Here is a 15112-nt window from a genome sequence, read left to right on the forward strand (position 1 = left end):
GCTGATCAGATCGTAGGTTCTTGATTTAGTTCCATTGAATTACGCAACAAAGCCGCAAATAGTAATAGTTATCACTTATATTCCCCATCGAAATAATTCAGTGGTACCGGAAACGGTCTAACGGACACATCGAATAAATAACAAAGTGTTCGTCTAAAAGAATAAAAGTGGAGAAAAGGACATGTTTTCAAAAAAGCCATTGGCTTTAGTGATCGGCGCAGTATTAGCTTCACCAGCAGTATTGGCAGAAGCAGTAAAAACTGACGAGCATATGGTTGTTGAAGGTCGTGATTACGGTTATAAAGCCGACACGAATACAACAGCAATGCGCATGGAGGCGACTCAATTAGAGACTCCAGGACAAGTTACGATTATCAGTGAGCAAATCATTGATGAGCAACGCGCAAGCACGCTTGGCGAAGTATTAAAAAATGATGCGTCAATTTCAGCGGGTTCTAAATCAACAAACCGTGAGCGCTTCAACCTACGTGGTTTCTCTCTAGGAAGCAGTTCTGGTTACTTGCGCGATGGCGTTCAACACTGGTCTCATTACCGTCAACCGGTAGAACTACTAGAACGTGTTGAAGTACTAAAAGGTCCTGCAGGTTTGCTCTACGGTAAATCAGCACCTGGTGGCCTTGTTAACATGGTTGCTAAGAAGCCTACGTATGAAACTCAAGTTAGCGTAAGCCAAGACATTGGTTCTGACAGCTACACACGTACTACCGCTGATGTAAGCGGTTCATTGAACGATGATCAAACTCTACGTGCTCGTCTTATTGTTTCACAAGAAAACCAAGACTCTTACCGCACACGTTTTGACGGCACAGATGTAGAGACTGACCGCTTTGTTGGTGGCCTATTTGTTGATTACGATATCAACGAAGATGTGATGCTATCTGCGCATTACGACCGTACTCAAGAGTTAGGTGATCTAGATAACGGCTCAAAGATTGATACGAAAACAGGTAAAGCGATTACCCCAAATACGGTTAATGACCAACGCTTCGCACAAACAGACAACGACGTAGCAAACTACGGTGTGGCTGTTACAGCAAACTTGAGCGATACATGGGCAGTTAAATCGGGTATCAGTCGTCAGTTTTACGAACGTCGCCGTACTGAATCAGATAACGTTATTGATTCAAAGAAAGACAGAAAAACCAAGAAAACACTAGGTTATGGTTACAAAGTATCAGACCGTCATGATGAGTGGACGTTTGATACGGCTTACGTGGATTTTACTGGTGATGTTGATGCATTTGGTGTGAATCACCGTCTGTTGGTGGGTGCAAATGGGTTGCACTACGATTACAAGCGCCTGTACGTATCAGACTACGCTTGTTTTAACGCTTCAGAAGCAGACACAATGAAAGAGTGTGGCAAAGGCTTTGATATGCCTGCAGACATTCACTATAACAACGATGATTCAGTATCACACTCGAAGAGCCAACACTACGGTCTATATCTTCAAGATTTAGTGACGTTCAATGAGCAGTGGCAAGCACTTGCTGGTGTTCGTTTCGCTTACGATGATACAACGAGCAGTTCTGGTAAAGAAGAGAGCTACAATAACATCCTACCTAAGTTCGGTGCGATTTACTCTCCGGCGCCAAACGGTTCTATTTACGCGGTTTACTCTGAAAGTTTTGAACCTGTAAGTGAGATTTCTGATAAAGATGATGTGAACTTCGGCCAGTCTCAAGATGCGAAGAAAGGTACACTTTATGAGCTAGGCTCAAAGTGGGAACTGTTTGATGAGCGTTTATTCGTATCAGGAGCAGTATTCCAGATCACACAAACGAACATGCAAGTTACAGAAGACCTTCCTGCATCTCATGCAAAAGATACTCGTACTACACAGGTGGGTGAGCAAGTTCACACTGGTGTGGAGCTAGCTGCGACGGGCTACGTGACGGATGCGTTCTCTGTAAGTGCATCAACAATGTTCTTAGATGCTGAATATAAGAATGACCCTGCTCTTAATGGTAAAACACCAGCAGACGTTCCTGAATTTACTGCAAGCATCTGGTCTACGTACGCATTCAACAACGGTACTGATGTAAACCTAGGTGTGTATCACGTAGGTGAGCGTTACACTGAAAGTGCTAACACGTTTAAGAAAGACGCTTACACTCGTGTAGATGCTGGTGTTGCACATACGATTAAGTACGATGAAAACTTAGACTTTGTTGCACGCTTTAATGTAGAGAACTTATTCGATACAGATTACCTAGAAGGTGGCAGCACTCGCGGCGTTGTTGTTGGCGAAGGTCGTAACTACATGGCTACGTTACAGGTAAAATACTAATTTGTTAGTAGGGTACTATTGGTAGCTTAAATATTAAGGGGAAGGTTTCGACTTTCCCCTTTCTTGATTCTGCTATTTAGTAAAAATACCCCTAGCAATGCGAGTGGTTTTTAATGATAATGAGACTGCTTATCAATAAAACTCATTTGTTCTTCTTCTAAAGTAAATGACTACAATTATGAATCTTTTAAAAACTAGCCTAGCACTTGCCATCAGTTTGGTTGCAACGTCATCGATGGCAAACAGCTTGGATCAAGCTCAATCAATTCAAAACAAGACCAATAACGCGTCGGCTTCAAGCCAGAAGGTTATTGATAAAAGCTCACAAGCAACATTATTGCTGCAAGCTGAGGTTGAGCGTCTGCAAGAAGAAGTGAAAAATTTAGAAATCTATCACGATCACCTTGCCGCATTGGTTAAGAGCCAAGATCAAGAAGCGCAGAGTATTGAAGGGCAGATCGACGAAATCAAACTAACACGTCAAGGTGTAGTGCCTTTGATGTACAAGATGATCGATGGTCTCCAAGAAGTTATTGAAAGCGATCTACCTTTCAAGACAAATAGCCGTCTGCGTCGCGTTGAAAAGCTGAAAGCGATGATGACTCGTGCTGATGTCAGTGATGCTGAAAAATATCGCCGTATTTTAGAGGCGTACCAAATTGAAGTGGATTACGGTATTAAGCTAAGTTCTTATTCAAGCCGTGTCGAGTTAAGTCAAGATAAAGTGCTTGAAGTTGATATTTTGCATCTTGGCCGCATTTCACTGGTCGCTCGTAACTTAAATGGTACCCAATATTGGTCTTGGGACCAAAATAGCGATCAATGGCAAGAGTTGGATTCTTCGATGAAATCTGAGTTGGACAAAGCGTACGATATTGCTAATAAGCAAGCGTCTCCAAGCTTAATTACTTTACCTGTTTCTTTAACTGTTGCGGAGGTTAAGTAATGAACTTAAAGCCATTAGCAGCATTGCTTTGCATTACGTCAATTTCATTTTCTGCTTTCTCTGCATCAGACACGACAGCTCAGCTTGTTAACAAAGCAAAATCAGAGAGTCGCACGCAAGCGTCTCATAACGTAATTCGTGAAGCTGACTTTAAAAAGACAGAACAAGAACTCAAAGCGATCAAAGCACAGCTTGAAGCTAAACGTAGCTCTATTCAAGGTGCGACCGATGTTCTGACTCAGACATTCAGTGATAACGAAAACAAGCTTGCTCGTTTAGAAGAGAAACTGCGTTTAGAAACAGGTAGCTTAGGTGAGTTGTTTGGCGTTGTAAGACAAAATGCAAAAGACCTTGAACATGAACTTACGGATACAGTAACTAACGTAGATCGCGCAGCGTATACAGAAACTGTTTATCAAATCGTGGACGCAAAATCATTACCGTCAATGCCCCAGTTAACAGGTCTTTGGTTGAGCATGATGGAGCAAATTCAAGCAAGTTCAGAGATAAGCAAGTCGACAGTTTCACTAGTTAATAGTGAAGGGGTTACTGAAAAGGCAGAAGCTTATCGACTGGGTTCTATTGGCTTAGTTGCTGAGTCAGGTTACGTATGGTGGGATGCTAGACATCAAGATGCAATAGTTTACTTGAAGCAGCCTTCACAAGGCCCAACACTGGCGTCGCTTTCTACTTTAGCGAATGGCGAAGTGTCTAATGTAGTCGTCGATCCCTCTCGTGGATTCATGCTAGAACAATTAGCTTTGGAACCAAGCCTAGCTGATCGTCTGCAAGCAGGTGGCCTAGTTGGTAAAGTTATTCTTGGCTTGTTGGCAATCGGCTTAATCATCGCATTGGTTCGTGGTATTTCTTTGGCTATCGCTCGTCAGAAGATTCGCGCTCAACTTAAAAAACCTGAACAAGCGGGAGACAACCCTCTGGGTCGTGTTCTTGCGGTTTACAGCAAAGAGAAAAATCAAACAGTAGAAGCATTAGAACTGCGACTTTTAGAAGCGGTAGTGGATGAACAAACTCACCTAGAGAAAGGTTTATCAATGCTGAAGCTTCTAGCTGCTCTAGCACCAATGCTTGGCTTGCTAGGTACCGTAACCGGCATGATAGAAACATTCCAAGTGATCACACAGTTTGGTAATGGTGACCCTAAAGTAATGGCGGGCGGCATTTCGATGGCACTTGTTACAACGGTACTTGGCCTTGTTGCTGCAATGCCACTGCTATTGGCACACAACATTCTGAGTACTCAGTCAGAGAACATTCGTAATATTTTGGAGAAACAGGGCATTGGCCTTGTTGCTGAGCAGGCAGAGAAGTCTATTGAACCAAGCGCTGTTGTTTCACAAGTTGGGACTGCCGCGTAATGGATATTTTGTCGGGTTCTCTATTACCAGCGAGTTGGCTAACGAGTAACTGGCTGCTGTCTTTATCAAACTTTATGGATCAGGGCGGTTTCGTCCTGTGGTGGCTAGCGGCTGTCGTCCTCGTTTTTTGGGTACTTGTGGTAGAACGTGTGCTTTATCTCGCGTTCTATTTTCCAAAGCAACGCCAAGCTTGGATTACAAAGTGGCATGAAAGAGAAGATCACTCTTCTTGGTATGCTAAAGCCATTCGTGAAGGTTGGTTGGGGCAAGCGAGTATTTTACTTAACCAAAACTTGAACTTTATTAAGCTGTTAGTTGCTATTTGTCCAATGTTGGGTTTGCTCGGTACCGTAACCGGTATGATCTCCGTTTTTGATGTCATGGCGACTCAAGGAAGCAGTGATCCTAAATTGATGGCCTCAGGTATCTCGTTGGCAACTTTACCAACGATGGCGGGTATGGTTGCTGCATTAGCGGGCATGTTTGTTCATGCTCGTTTAGCGAAAGTCTGTAACCGCTTAGAATTGAAATTAGAAAAATCTTTAAGGAGTCAACGATGAGACTCGGTCGACGTCATTCTAAAAACGAAGAGGCTCAAATAGACCTTACTTCGATGCTTGATATCGTATTCATCATGCTTATTTTCTTCATTGTGACGAGTTCATTTGTTCGTGAATCTGGTGTTGAAGTCAATCGCCCGCAAGCTTCAAATGTAGTGAGCCAAAAAGATGCAGGTATCTTTGTCGCGATTACTTCTGCGAATGACATTTTCATAGATAAACGTGTTGTGGATGTTGAACGTGTTCAAGCGACGTTAGAACACTTGTTGCTAGAACAACCTGATGCTTCTTTGGTTATTCAGGCGGACGAGCATGCTTATAACGGTACGGTTGTTAAAGTGATGGACGCTGCCAAAGGTGCGGGTGTTAAAAATATTGCGCTTGCAGCTGAAAAGCGATGATCTTGGAGGATCTTAATCAATGATTCGCCTATTTCTTGCATTACCTTTAGCGGGAGCGTTGGGTTTAGCTCTATTTTCTTTCATGGCTTGGATGGTCGATAATGGACACCAACGTTCGCCAGACAACAGTGAGACGTTAAGTTTCAACATGGTAATGGTTGAACAAGAACAAGAAGTACAGAGAAGACAACGTGCAGTCCCGGAACAACCCGAAATGCCAGAGCCGCCACCGCAAGCGCAAACGTCTCAGTCGCAAGCTGAAGTAACGCCTCTGAATTCAATGTCTTCACTGTCTTCACTGGATTTGAATACTTCAATTGAAGGCCTAGCGATTAACGCTCCAACATTTTCTGATTTTGGGTCAAATCAACAGGTAATGCCGCTTTATCGAGTTGAACCTCGTTATCCAGCAAAAGCGCTCAAGCGTGGCGCTGAAGGGTATGTCATTTTGTCTTTTACAATCGATGAAACAGGACGTTCTGTTGATATTCAAGTTACGGATGCAAATCCACGTCGTATGTTTGAACGTGAAGCGATAAGAGCACTTAAAAAATGGAAGTATCAACCCAAAGTCGTCGATGGAAAAGCGGTAGCTCAGGTTGGTCAAACCGTGAAACTAGAGTTTAAGTTGGCAAAATGATGAAACAGATATGGATATTAGTGGGCTTGTTGATAATGCCCCTTACAGTACCGGCAAAAGAGCTAACCCAATACACCGTTATTCGTGTTCAAAAGGCGAATCAACTTGCTCAAGAGGAGCACGTTAAACAGGCGATTGAGGTTTTGGCTAGTTTAGAGTTATCTAAAGGCTATGACAAAGCCTATGTCGCTCGCATGCTTGGTGTGTTTTACTGGCAAGATGGTAAAACAGAGACGGCAATCAAGCAGCTTACTTATGCAGTGGATAGTCGCTTATTGGTCGATGAACAAGCTTGGGTAACGAAACGTATGTTAGCTGATTTACTGCTTAGCGAGCAGCATTTTAAAGCGGCATTACCACACTATTATGAGCTCGTTAAAACAGCACCGGAAACTGAAAAGAAAGACACGCTATGGATGCGAATTGCTCAAGCTGAATACCAAATTGAAAACTGGACGAAAGTACTGGTGGCCATTGGTAATCGCGACAAGTTCAATTCAAAACCACAGTTGTCGCCTCTCTCGTTAAAGCTGGGAGCTCAACTACAGTTAAAACAATGGAAGCAATCAATTCCTACGTTAGAAAGTTTAGTTGAACTTCAACCCGAAAAAGACAACTGGTGGCGTCAACTGGTCGGGATTCAGTTAAGACTAGAGCGTAGCCGAGGTGCGTTGAATACCTTAGCGCTTGCTGAGCTACAAGGTGTTGAACTGAATAATTCAGACCGTAGGCTACTTGCTCAACTGTACGCGAAACGAGGCATCCCTGAGCGCGCTGCGCAAGAAATTAGCAAGTTAGATGACGCAAACAGCGATGTTCAACTTCTGGCTGAGCAAGCAACCTACTGGCAGCTAGCAAAAGAGTGGGACAATGCTATTGAAGTGTGGACGTTAGCGTCGAACATGAACACTCGATACCATTGGAATGTTGCTCAATTATTGGTTCAGCAAGGTTACTACAAGCGAGCTCTGGTTGTTTTAGACAAAGTGAAAGACAAGAACAAGCAAGCTGACGTTGCATTAGCGAAAGTACGTTCATGGTATAAGCTGAAGAACTTAGATAATGCTCTCGCTCAAGCTAAGCGGGCGAACAACATTGAACCGTCTCCTGAGGCTAAAGGGTGGATCAAATATTTGACCCAGCTGAGAACGGTAAGCGAAAGTGGAAACGCCTAATCACATATAGTTAGAAGCTAGAAAGCAGAGTACTAAATAAGACAGTGAAAGGGTGTCATTTGAATGTTCAAATGACACCCTTTTTTATATATTGAATAAAATTGAGCCTTAGTGCTTCATTAGGCCTTGCTGTTTGATCGAGGTATGAGCAAAGGCAAAGTTAAGGGCTGCACATCTCGCCACTGTGTGATCCCGCAATGATCACTCCGCTTTGGGCTACAATCCAGTTAATGGTGCAGTCACGATAGGGGTTTTTGAAAGAATATTGTATTTTACCATTCTCGAGAGAGGTTTGAGTTTCTACCCAAGCAAATGTCCGTGACTCCCAAAATGTAACGGCTTGAGAGTGGGGCGTTAAATACAAAGCTTGAGCATCGGCAATATTGGAACCGATGTAACTCTCGATATGTTCGTCAGTACTAACAATCTGGCTAGTACAAGCCGTTACCAATACAGCCAAAGCTACAATAATACGCATTTCTAAATCCTTTTAAACTTGCATGGTTATGTCTGTTTTATAGTCAATAAGCTTAAACCACTCTTGAGCTAATCGTCATGCTAATGCCCTTGATAGTGATCTCTGTTCTAAATAGCTACAACATTCCTTTCTTAAATGCACGGAACTCCTACTAAACAGGGCCCTTTTATAAGCTCTAGAGCTCAGGATATCTACGTTTCCCACTTATATTGCCGCGATTCTTATACGTATACAGTTCGATTGTTCTTCTGTAGATGTTATGTGAATTTCCTTGCGACGCGCGAGAAACGTAAATAATGTAAATTGAATGCCAATACGAATGATTATCAACTAAATTGTCGCCATAAAATCTATAGGTATTGGTTTGTATGTCGTTAAAAAGTAGGGCGGTTCAATCATGGGCTCGTCGACTTCATGTTTATATTTCAATGGCACTGTTGTTTGTTGTTCTCTTCTTTTCAGTGACAGGTATTACCCTTAATCGCCCTGAGCTGTTCGAATCAAGCCAACCCAATATCCAACGCTCTACGCTAACGCTTCCAACCAGTTTGTTCACGGTCCAAGACGGTCGACTGAAAGCCGACGAGTCTGCTTTTGAAACGTTTTTATTTGAAGAAGCAAACCTATCTGGCGTTCCTTCGGGGTTAGACATCTACGCAGAGATTGAAGACGGTGAGTTACTCATCGGTGAAGTGTCTATGGACTTCAAAGGACCTGGCTACAACGCTTCTGTGTTTGTCGATGTGACTTCTGAAATGGTGGAAGTCGAAACAACGAATTATGGCGTTATCGCATTGTTGAATGACCTACACAAAGGCCGTAATAGCGGTGAAGTGTGGAAATGGTTTATCGATATCACTGCGCTACTGATGATCTTCTTTGTACTGACTGGCGTGTGCTTACTGTTACCTAAGAAAAAAACGCTCAATACCTCCATTAAATGGACGGTATTTGGGTCTGCAATCTCACTTGCTATCTATTTTGTCGCCGTACCTTAACCCTCCATTAGATTGATGAGTCTGCTTGATGAATCAGCTCGAAGAACGAACTAAAGGTTAAACGGATTTAAAAGGTTGTTAAACATGAAAAAAATGAATTGGAGTAAGGCTCTTCTCGCTCTATCTCTTTTGCCTGGTCTCGGTATGGCGCAAGCGATCCCTGATACGGCAAAACTTGATGTTAGTTTTGAGCTTCCAAAAATCGACACCTCTATGTATGCGCGTCCTTATGTGGCGGTTTGGGTAGAGAACAGTGACCGAAAGTCAGTGAAAACCATTGAGCTTTGGGTCGGTAAAGACGAATGGCTAAAAGACTTACGCAGTTGGTGGAGAAAAGTTGGCCGTTACGATCGTGAACTTGTCGATGCTGTGACTTCTGCAACACGCCCAGCTGGTCAATATCGTTTCGTTTGGGATGGCAAGAGTGACAGCGGTGAAACCCTTGAACAAGGTGAGTACACGGTGCATGTCGAAGTCGTTCGTGAACACGGTGGCCGTAACTACCTGCGCCAAAAAGTATCACTGACAGATTCAAACGCCTCTTATGAATTAAAAGCAACGGAAGAGACGGGGAAAATTATCTTGAGCTACATTGCAAAATAATTAACACGTCGGATAACACAAGCTGTGCTTTACAAGCGACAGAAAAATCAAAGATTGGAATCGTAGGCGCCATTGAGCGACACGGTTAAAGATTACAAATAATGGAATTGAACATGATGAAACAGACAAAAATAAAGGCGCTTGCTCTTGCAGGTGTAATGGCGTTCGGTCTAGCAGCAACGACGACTGCGCAAGCTCACCCTCGTTGGGTTTTGCCTTCTCATTTCACCGTTTCTAAAGAAGGTGGTGACTGGTTAACATTTGATGTGACGGCATCCCACGGTACGTTTGTTTTTGATAAGCCTGCAGGAAGTGATAAAGCATTCGTTATCATGCCTGATGGTCGTAATGAGCGTCCTAACTTCGTTGTAAAAGGCAAGCGTCGCTCAATGTTTGATTTCTATTTTGAGGAAGAAGGTACACACAAAGTAGCAATCAACAACGAACCAACGTACTGGACACAGTACAAAGCGGGTCGTCGTGACACAGTAAAATGGATTAAAGCGACTAAAGCTGAGCGTGATGCCTTATTACCTGAAAAATCACGTGACGTGGTAACTCAAGTTGGTTTCACTCGCGCAGAAAGTTACATCACAGTAGGCAAGCCAACGGATTCAGTTTTCAAAATTGAAGGCAAGCTTCTTGAAATGAAGCCTGTTACACACCCTTCAGACATCGTTGAAGGCGAACCGGTGACATTCCAATTCTTCTACAACGGTGAAATCCAGAAAGACGTGAAAGCGGAAATTACTCGTGAAGGTACGCTTTACCGCAATCACCAAGAGCAGATTGATGTAGTGAGCGATGAAAACGGTGAAATCACGTTTACTCCAGACGTAGCGGGTCGTTACGTAATGAAAGCGAACTACAAAGGTGAGTTGGTTGACAACCCACTGGCAGACAAAGCAAGTACGAATGTGCACCTGACATTCGAAGCATTGCTTCAATAGTCGGTTTTATCGGGAGAAAGCTCCTGATTATTAGATAAAAAAGACAAGGGCTCATTAGAGCCCTTTAACGGTCAGTATACCACTGAAAATTTGTAACGTGGCGAGGGTACGAACGATGAAAATAACAATAAGAGCAAACACCATAATTGCTCCGTGCTTAGCTCTGGGGCTTGGTTTAGCGGCATTACCTGCGCAAGCACACTTTCCATTGATGAGCTGTTGGTTTGAAGGCAAAACGGTTGCCTGTGAGGCAGGTTACTCTGATGGTAGTAAAGCGATAGATTACGCAGTCGCGATGTACGACTATGAAGACAACTTGATAGCGAAAGAGATGACGGATAAACGCTCTATTGTCGAATTTCCAAACCCAAATTCTGAGTTTTACCTCGTGTTTGATTCAGGTCACGAGTTTCCTGTTGAAGTCGACGTTGTAGAGATCAAAGAAAAATGATGATTCAAAGTGTACGCGCTGACACAGGCGGAAGAGAGGGCAAGTGGGTTGGCCTAATCATTATATTCATCCTTTGTTTTGCGACGGTTGCTATTCCGTTTAATCAAGCAGAATCTCATATCGAAGTGACCCTTGATCACCAAGTCTTAGTGACTGATGTTGAGCAAGAAAACTTGGCGATGCTGTCAGAACTCCGTTTGGCTCATGAAGAGATTCGAGATCTTCGCATGGACTTAGACGGCGAATGGCCAAGCGTTGTGTCGCTGAAAGATGAATGGGTCGCGCCTTTTGTTGAAGACCAGAGTTGGAAGCGCAAAGGTTCTCATACTTGGTTATTGGACGAGCGTGGTTATTACTTTTCTACGCCAAGTGAATACGCTACACCAAGCGAACAAGCTACGCCAAACACTCATGGCTTCGCGGACTCCTTTATTTTGAACGCGAACAGTGTTTCTCCGGAAATCTGGATTTTCTTTGGTGGTGTCGCAAGCCAACCTACTCAATTTGATGAAAACACATTGGAATCTGCAGGCTGGAAATTGGTGGTGAATGAGTCAGAAGTTGCTGATCAGCATGCAGCTTCTTCACATTAATCCCGGACTCTCGAAAAACAAAATGCTGACAAATAATAAGAGATTTACTATGCGATTCATGACTCTATTGATGTCGTTAATGGCGGTGCTATCGACACCCAATGCATTGGCAAAAGAATACACAGTCGACAGCGACAAGTTGACGATAGGCATTACCCTACAGCCTTACTATAGCTACGTAAAAGCAGTGGTAGGTAACAAAGTGAACATCCTTCCTTTGGTTGATGCTGGCTTTAACCCGCATAACTACTTGCCGCAACCGAATGACTTGAAGCGATTGAGCCAGATGGATGCAATCGTCGTAAACGGTATTGGCCACGATGACTTCGCATTAAAAGTCATTTCAGCTGCGCAACGTGATGATTTAATGGTCATCGAAGCGAACAAAGAAGTACCTCTACTTCCTGCATTAGGCCAGTCTGTTGGCCAAGGCGCAGTGAACCCACATACGTTTGTTGGACTTTCTACAACAATCCAAAAGGTGTACACCATCGCGAGTGAAGTTTCTAAGCTCGACCCAGACAACGCGGCGTTTTATCGCAAGAACGCGCGTAAGTACGCCAAGCAATTTCGTTTTATGAAGCGTGATGCGATGTTGTCATTAGGTGAACTCGATACTTCAGGCATGAAAGTGGCGACCACGCACAATGCTTATGGGTACATTCTGCAAGAGTTTGGTGTTGATGTCGCGGCGGTGATCGAGCCGGCACACGGTGTTGAACCAAGTGCGAGCCAACTGCAAGATACGATCGAGAAAATCCGCGCATCAGGCATTGATGTTCTGTTCTACGAGCTAAACATGCCAAACCGCTTTGTTGACACGATTGAAGCAGAAACAGGCGTTCAGCTTTACCGTTTCTCTCACATGACGCACGGTGAGTATCAAGACGATAAGGTAGAAGTTGAGATGAAGAAGAACTTAGAAACGTTAATCGAAGCCATGAAATTTGCTGCGGCTAACCAGGCTAAAAGTGGGAAGGCGTAATGCAAGGTCCATCGATTTCAATCAACCAACTCGGTCTGCAATACGACAACAACGTGATTCTTGATGATATCACGCTAGATCTTAAAGCGGGTGAGTGCCATGTGATCATGGGGCCAAACGGCGGAGGCAAAACCTCTTTGCTTCGTTCAGTTCTTGGTTTGACGCCTTTCTCTGGTCAAATCAACATTCATTGGCCAGAAAAGCCAAGCATTGGTTACGTTCCTCAGAAAGCGACCTTCGAATCGAGTTTACCTCTGACGGTAATGGACTTTGTACTACTCAACCAAACTCGAATTCCGCTATTTTGGCGTCGTAAGTCTAAGCAATTGGATCTTGCATTAGCGCAACTCGACCGTGTGGGTATGGCGACTCGTAGCGACCGCCGTATGGGGCAGCTATCGGGTGGTGAGCAGCAACGCGTGTTGTTTGCACAAGCATTACTGGATAACCCAAGTTTATTGGTGTTGGACGAACCCACTACCGGCATGGATGAACAAGGCGTTCGTTATTTAGAATCGCTAGTTCGTGAATGCGTTGATGAAGGCCGTACGATTCTTGCCGTTCACCATGATGTAACCGCAGTGCGTCGCCTTGAAGCGAATGTACATGTTGTGAATCGATTCTTGGTGGATAGTGGTCCACATGAACAAGTACTACACCCTACTAAAATCGAGAGTCTGTTTCAGCACTATAGCAGTGGATCTGCCATCCCCAAATCGAAGGAGGTTGCGTAATGGAGTGGTTACGACAACTTGCCATTAGTGGCGTTGAAGCGGGTTGGTTATCAGACAGCTTCATGTATGCGTTTATGGTGAATGCACTGGTTGCCGCATTGTTACTTGGCCCGTTATTAGGTGGCCTTGGTACTTTGGTGATTGCTAAACGCTTGGCATTCTTCTCTGAAGCGGTAGGTCACGCAGCATTAACCGGTATTGCCATTGGTGTTTTGCTTGGTGAGCCACCAGAAAACCCAATTATTGGCTTGTTTAGCTTCTGTATGATCTTCGCTTTGCTTCTTCACTTTGTAAGAAACAGAACCAATGTGCCATACGATACCTTAGTCGGTGTTTTTCTAGCGCTAGCATTGGCAGTAGGTGCGGCATTGCTGATGTACGTGGCGCGTAAGATCAATATCCACATGCTTGAGAACGTGTTATTTGGCTCGATTCTCACGGTAACAGACCAAGATTTAGCAATTCTCGCAGGCAGCTGCGCGCTCATCATTTTGCTCTTGATACCGACGTTCAACCGTATTCTTCTCACTTGTATTAGCCCGGATATTGCCAAGGTTCGCGGCTATAACACCAGCTTCTATGACTACCTGTTTGTGATGATGATTACTTTGGTGACGATTGCTGCGGTGAAGATCGTGGGTGCTGTTTTGGTTGGTGCGTTATTATTGATTCCGGGTGCTACGGCGCGATTGTTGACTAAACGCATGGGGAGCTTTGTTTTGCTTTCTGCGTTGCTGGCAACCATTGCATGTTTAGTCGGAACGGTATTACCGATGGAACTTAAACTGCCTGTGCCGTCAGGCGCTTCAATAATCATCGTTTCTGCAACGTTTTTCCTAGCGGCAACGCTATACCGAATTATAAGAAAGGCATAACCATGACTCCTTTGATGAATCGTATTTCAAGCTCAGTAAAAACAGCGGCTCAAGTGGGTGTACTTGGTAGTGTGTTAATGGCTGGATCTGTGGTGTCGCTAAACGTGAACGCAGAAGATATCTTAACGAGCACACCTGTGACTTATGCATTGGCAACAGAGTTAACCAAAGGCACTGACATTACCACTGAATACCTACCACCAAAACGTTACGGTATTGATCGCTTACCTAACTGGTTTGGCACTAAGGGTGAAAGCAAGGTGCTTAAGTCAGGAGAGAAGGCGACCGTTGCGTTAACGCTGTCATCTATTTGGCAAGCGGATCCTACATTTGTATACGCAAGGCAAGGCAATATCCGCTTGGTTGAGGTGGATGCCGCTCAAGCTATTACACCGCGCGCACAAGGTGTTGCCGCGTTGACGCTATCAAGTGGTGAAGTGTCTAAGTATGCTTGGTTAAATCCAACTAACCTAACGCGCATGGCCGCCATCGTGGCTGACGACTTTAAGTTGTTGTGGCCAGCGCAAGCAGAGACGATTGATCGTCATTTGCAGCGTGTGATGCTTGATGTTCGTGAACTGATTAACAAGCAACAAGCGGTATTATTGGATAACGATGTAGATTCAGTATTGTTGCTTTCAGAAAGCTTGGAAGATTTTGCTTCTGGCAGCCAACTGTTTGTTGAAGAACGTATGTTCAAAGCTGAACTGGAATGGACAGAACAAGACAAGGCCAAACTCAAAGCGATGTTTTCTGAAGATGACGCGCTATGGTTAGTTACAGCGAAAAAGCCTACGACTTTGATTAAGTCGCTGGTGCCTAATGAGCGAATTCTTGTAGTTGACTCGGTAGACCGCTGGGGAAGAGCAGGGATTAATGCAAAAGTGCCGTTCGCACGTTGGGAAGTTAAACCATTCAAAGGTTAATTGAATAGCTAAGTCGCTAGGTTAATACGGTAGGATCAAAAAAGCAGCCCAAATAGAGTAATGCCGTTCACTTAAGAGTGAACGGCATTTTTGTTCTTAGCATACCGTTG

Annotated in this window: 17 protein-coding genes; 16 read left to right on the forward strand and 1 reads right to left on the reverse strand. The window is 44.1% G+C overall.

Going from position 1 to position 15112, the window contains the following annotated elements; all coding sequences use genetic code 11:
• Positions 1-181 precede the first annotated feature (181 nt).
• The 7 genes from AB6E08_RS20280 to AB6E08_RS20310 all read left to right on the forward strand — a co-directional run bounded on the left by AB6E08_RS20280 (position 182) and on the right by AB6E08_RS20310 (position 7409).
• Positions 182-2311: a TonB-dependent siderophore receptor gene (locus AB6E08_RS20280; RefSeq protein ID WP_017102101.1), complete on the forward strand. Its 2130-nt coding sequence runs from the start codon at positions 182-184 to the stop codon at positions 2309-2311.
• Between the two features lie 178 nt (positions 2312-2489).
• Positions 2490-3257 carry a DUF3450 domain-containing protein gene (locus AB6E08_RS20285; RefSeq protein ID WP_017102102.1) on the forward strand — a complete coding sequence of 256 codons (768 nt, stop codon included), beginning with the start codon at positions 2490-2492 and terminating at the stop codon, positions 3255-3257.
• Positions 3257-4633, forward strand: coding sequence for a MotA/TolQ/ExbB proton channel family protein (locus AB6E08_RS20290; RefSeq protein ID WP_372045840.1), 1377 nt, complete (start codon positions 3257-3259; stop codon positions 4631-4633). The genes AB6E08_RS20285 and AB6E08_RS20290 overlap by 1 nt, the downstream gene beginning before the upstream one ends.
• Positions 4633-5193, forward strand: coding sequence for a MotA/TolQ/ExbB proton channel family protein (locus AB6E08_RS20295; protein WP_372066994.1), 561 nt, complete (start codon positions 4633-4635; stop codon positions 5191-5193). Before AB6E08_RS20290 ends, AB6E08_RS20295 begins: the two co-directional genes overlap by 1 nt.
• Positions 5190-5594 (forward strand): biopolymer transporter ExbD, encoded by a 405-nt coding sequence (locus AB6E08_RS20300; RefSeq protein ID WP_004731145.1) that lies wholly within the window; start codon positions 5190-5192, stop codon positions 5592-5594. Before AB6E08_RS20295 ends, AB6E08_RS20300 begins: the two co-directional genes overlap by 4 nt.
• Positions 5595-5613: 19 nt before the next feature.
• Positions 5614-6234: an energy transducer TonB gene (locus tag AB6E08_RS20305; protein ID WP_009845405.1), complete on the forward strand. Its 621-nt coding sequence runs from the start codon at positions 5614-5616 to the stop codon at positions 6232-6234.
• Entirely contained in the window at positions 6231-7409 is a 1179-nt protein-coding gene (locus tag AB6E08_RS20310) for a tetratricopeptide repeat protein (RefSeq protein WP_372045837.1), read from the forward strand. The genes AB6E08_RS20305 and AB6E08_RS20310 overlap by 4 nt, the downstream gene beginning before the upstream one ends.
• 160 nt (positions 7410-7569) lie before the next feature.
• Here the strand turns inward: AB6E08_RS20310 and AB6E08_RS20315 are convergent, their stop codons facing one another.
• On the reverse strand, positions 7570-7887 hold the full coding sequence (locus AB6E08_RS20315) for a hypothetical protein (RefSeq protein ID WP_012600585.1): 318 nt from the start codon (positions 7885-7887) through the stop codon (positions 7570-7572).
• A 368-nt stretch (positions 7888-8255) separates the two neighbouring features.
• Between AB6E08_RS20315 and AB6E08_RS20320 the strand changes: the two genes are divergently transcribed.
• The 9 genes from AB6E08_RS20320 (at position 8256) to AB6E08_RS20360 (ending at position 15002) form a co-directional block, all read left to right on the forward strand.
• Positions 8256-8885 carry a PepSY-associated TM helix domain-containing protein gene (locus AB6E08_RS20320; protein ID WP_017099919.1) on the forward strand — a complete coding sequence of 210 codons (630 nt, stop codon included), beginning with the start codon at positions 8256-8258 and terminating at the stop codon, positions 8883-8885.
• Between the two features lie 84 nt (positions 8886-8969).
• Positions 8970-9488 (forward strand): DUF2271 domain-containing protein, encoded by a 519-nt coding sequence (locus AB6E08_RS20325; RefSeq protein ID WP_372045836.1) that lies wholly within the window; start codon positions 8970-8972, stop codon positions 9486-9488.
• Positions 9489-9601: 113 nt separating this feature from the next.
• On the forward strand, positions 9602-10438 hold the full coding sequence (locus AB6E08_RS20330; protein ID WP_017102108.1) for a DUF4198 domain-containing protein: 837 nt from the start codon (positions 9602-9604) through the stop codon (positions 10436-10438).
• A 115-nt stretch (positions 10439-10553) separates the two neighbouring features.
• Positions 10554-10889 (forward strand): hypothetical protein, encoded by a 336-nt coding sequence (locus tag AB6E08_RS20335; RefSeq protein ID WP_017102109.1) that lies wholly within the window; start codon positions 10554-10556, stop codon positions 10887-10889.
• Positions 10886-11482: a DUF6162 family protein gene (locus AB6E08_RS20340; RefSeq protein WP_372066988.1), complete on the forward strand. Its 597-nt coding sequence runs from the start codon at positions 10886-10888 to the stop codon at positions 11480-11482. Before AB6E08_RS20335 ends, AB6E08_RS20340 begins: the two co-directional genes overlap by 4 nt.
• Before the next feature lie 49 nt (positions 11483-11531).
• Positions 11532-12467 (forward strand): metal ABC transporter solute-binding protein, Zn/Mn family, encoded by a 936-nt coding sequence (locus tag AB6E08_RS20345; RefSeq protein WP_372066985.1) that lies wholly within the window; start codon positions 11532-11534, stop codon positions 12465-12467.
• Positions 12467-13201 carry a metal ABC transporter ATP-binding protein gene (locus AB6E08_RS20350; protein ID WP_017097630.1) on the forward strand — a complete coding sequence of 245 codons (735 nt, stop codon included), beginning with the start codon at positions 12467-12469 and terminating at the stop codon, positions 13199-13201. Before AB6E08_RS20345 ends, AB6E08_RS20350 begins: the two co-directional genes overlap by 1 nt.
• Positions 13201-14076: a metal ABC transporter permease gene (locus AB6E08_RS20355; RefSeq protein WP_012600593.1), complete on the forward strand. Its 876-nt coding sequence runs from the start codon at positions 13201-13203 to the stop codon at positions 14074-14076. Before AB6E08_RS20350 ends, AB6E08_RS20355 begins: the two co-directional genes overlap by 1 nt.
• 2 nt (positions 14077-14078) lie before the next feature.
• Positions 14079-15002: an ABC transporter substrate-binding protein gene (locus tag AB6E08_RS20360; RefSeq protein WP_372045833.1), complete on the forward strand. Its 924-nt coding sequence runs from the start codon at positions 14079-14081 to the stop codon at positions 15000-15002.
• Positions 15003-15112: the final 110 nt, after the last annotated feature.

This window comes from Vibrio sp. 10N.247.310.24, assembly GCF_041467175.1.
GTDB classification, from domain to species: domain Bacteria; phylum Pseudomonadota; class Gammaproteobacteria; order Enterobacterales; family Vibrionaceae; genus Vibrio; species Vibrio tasmaniensis_A.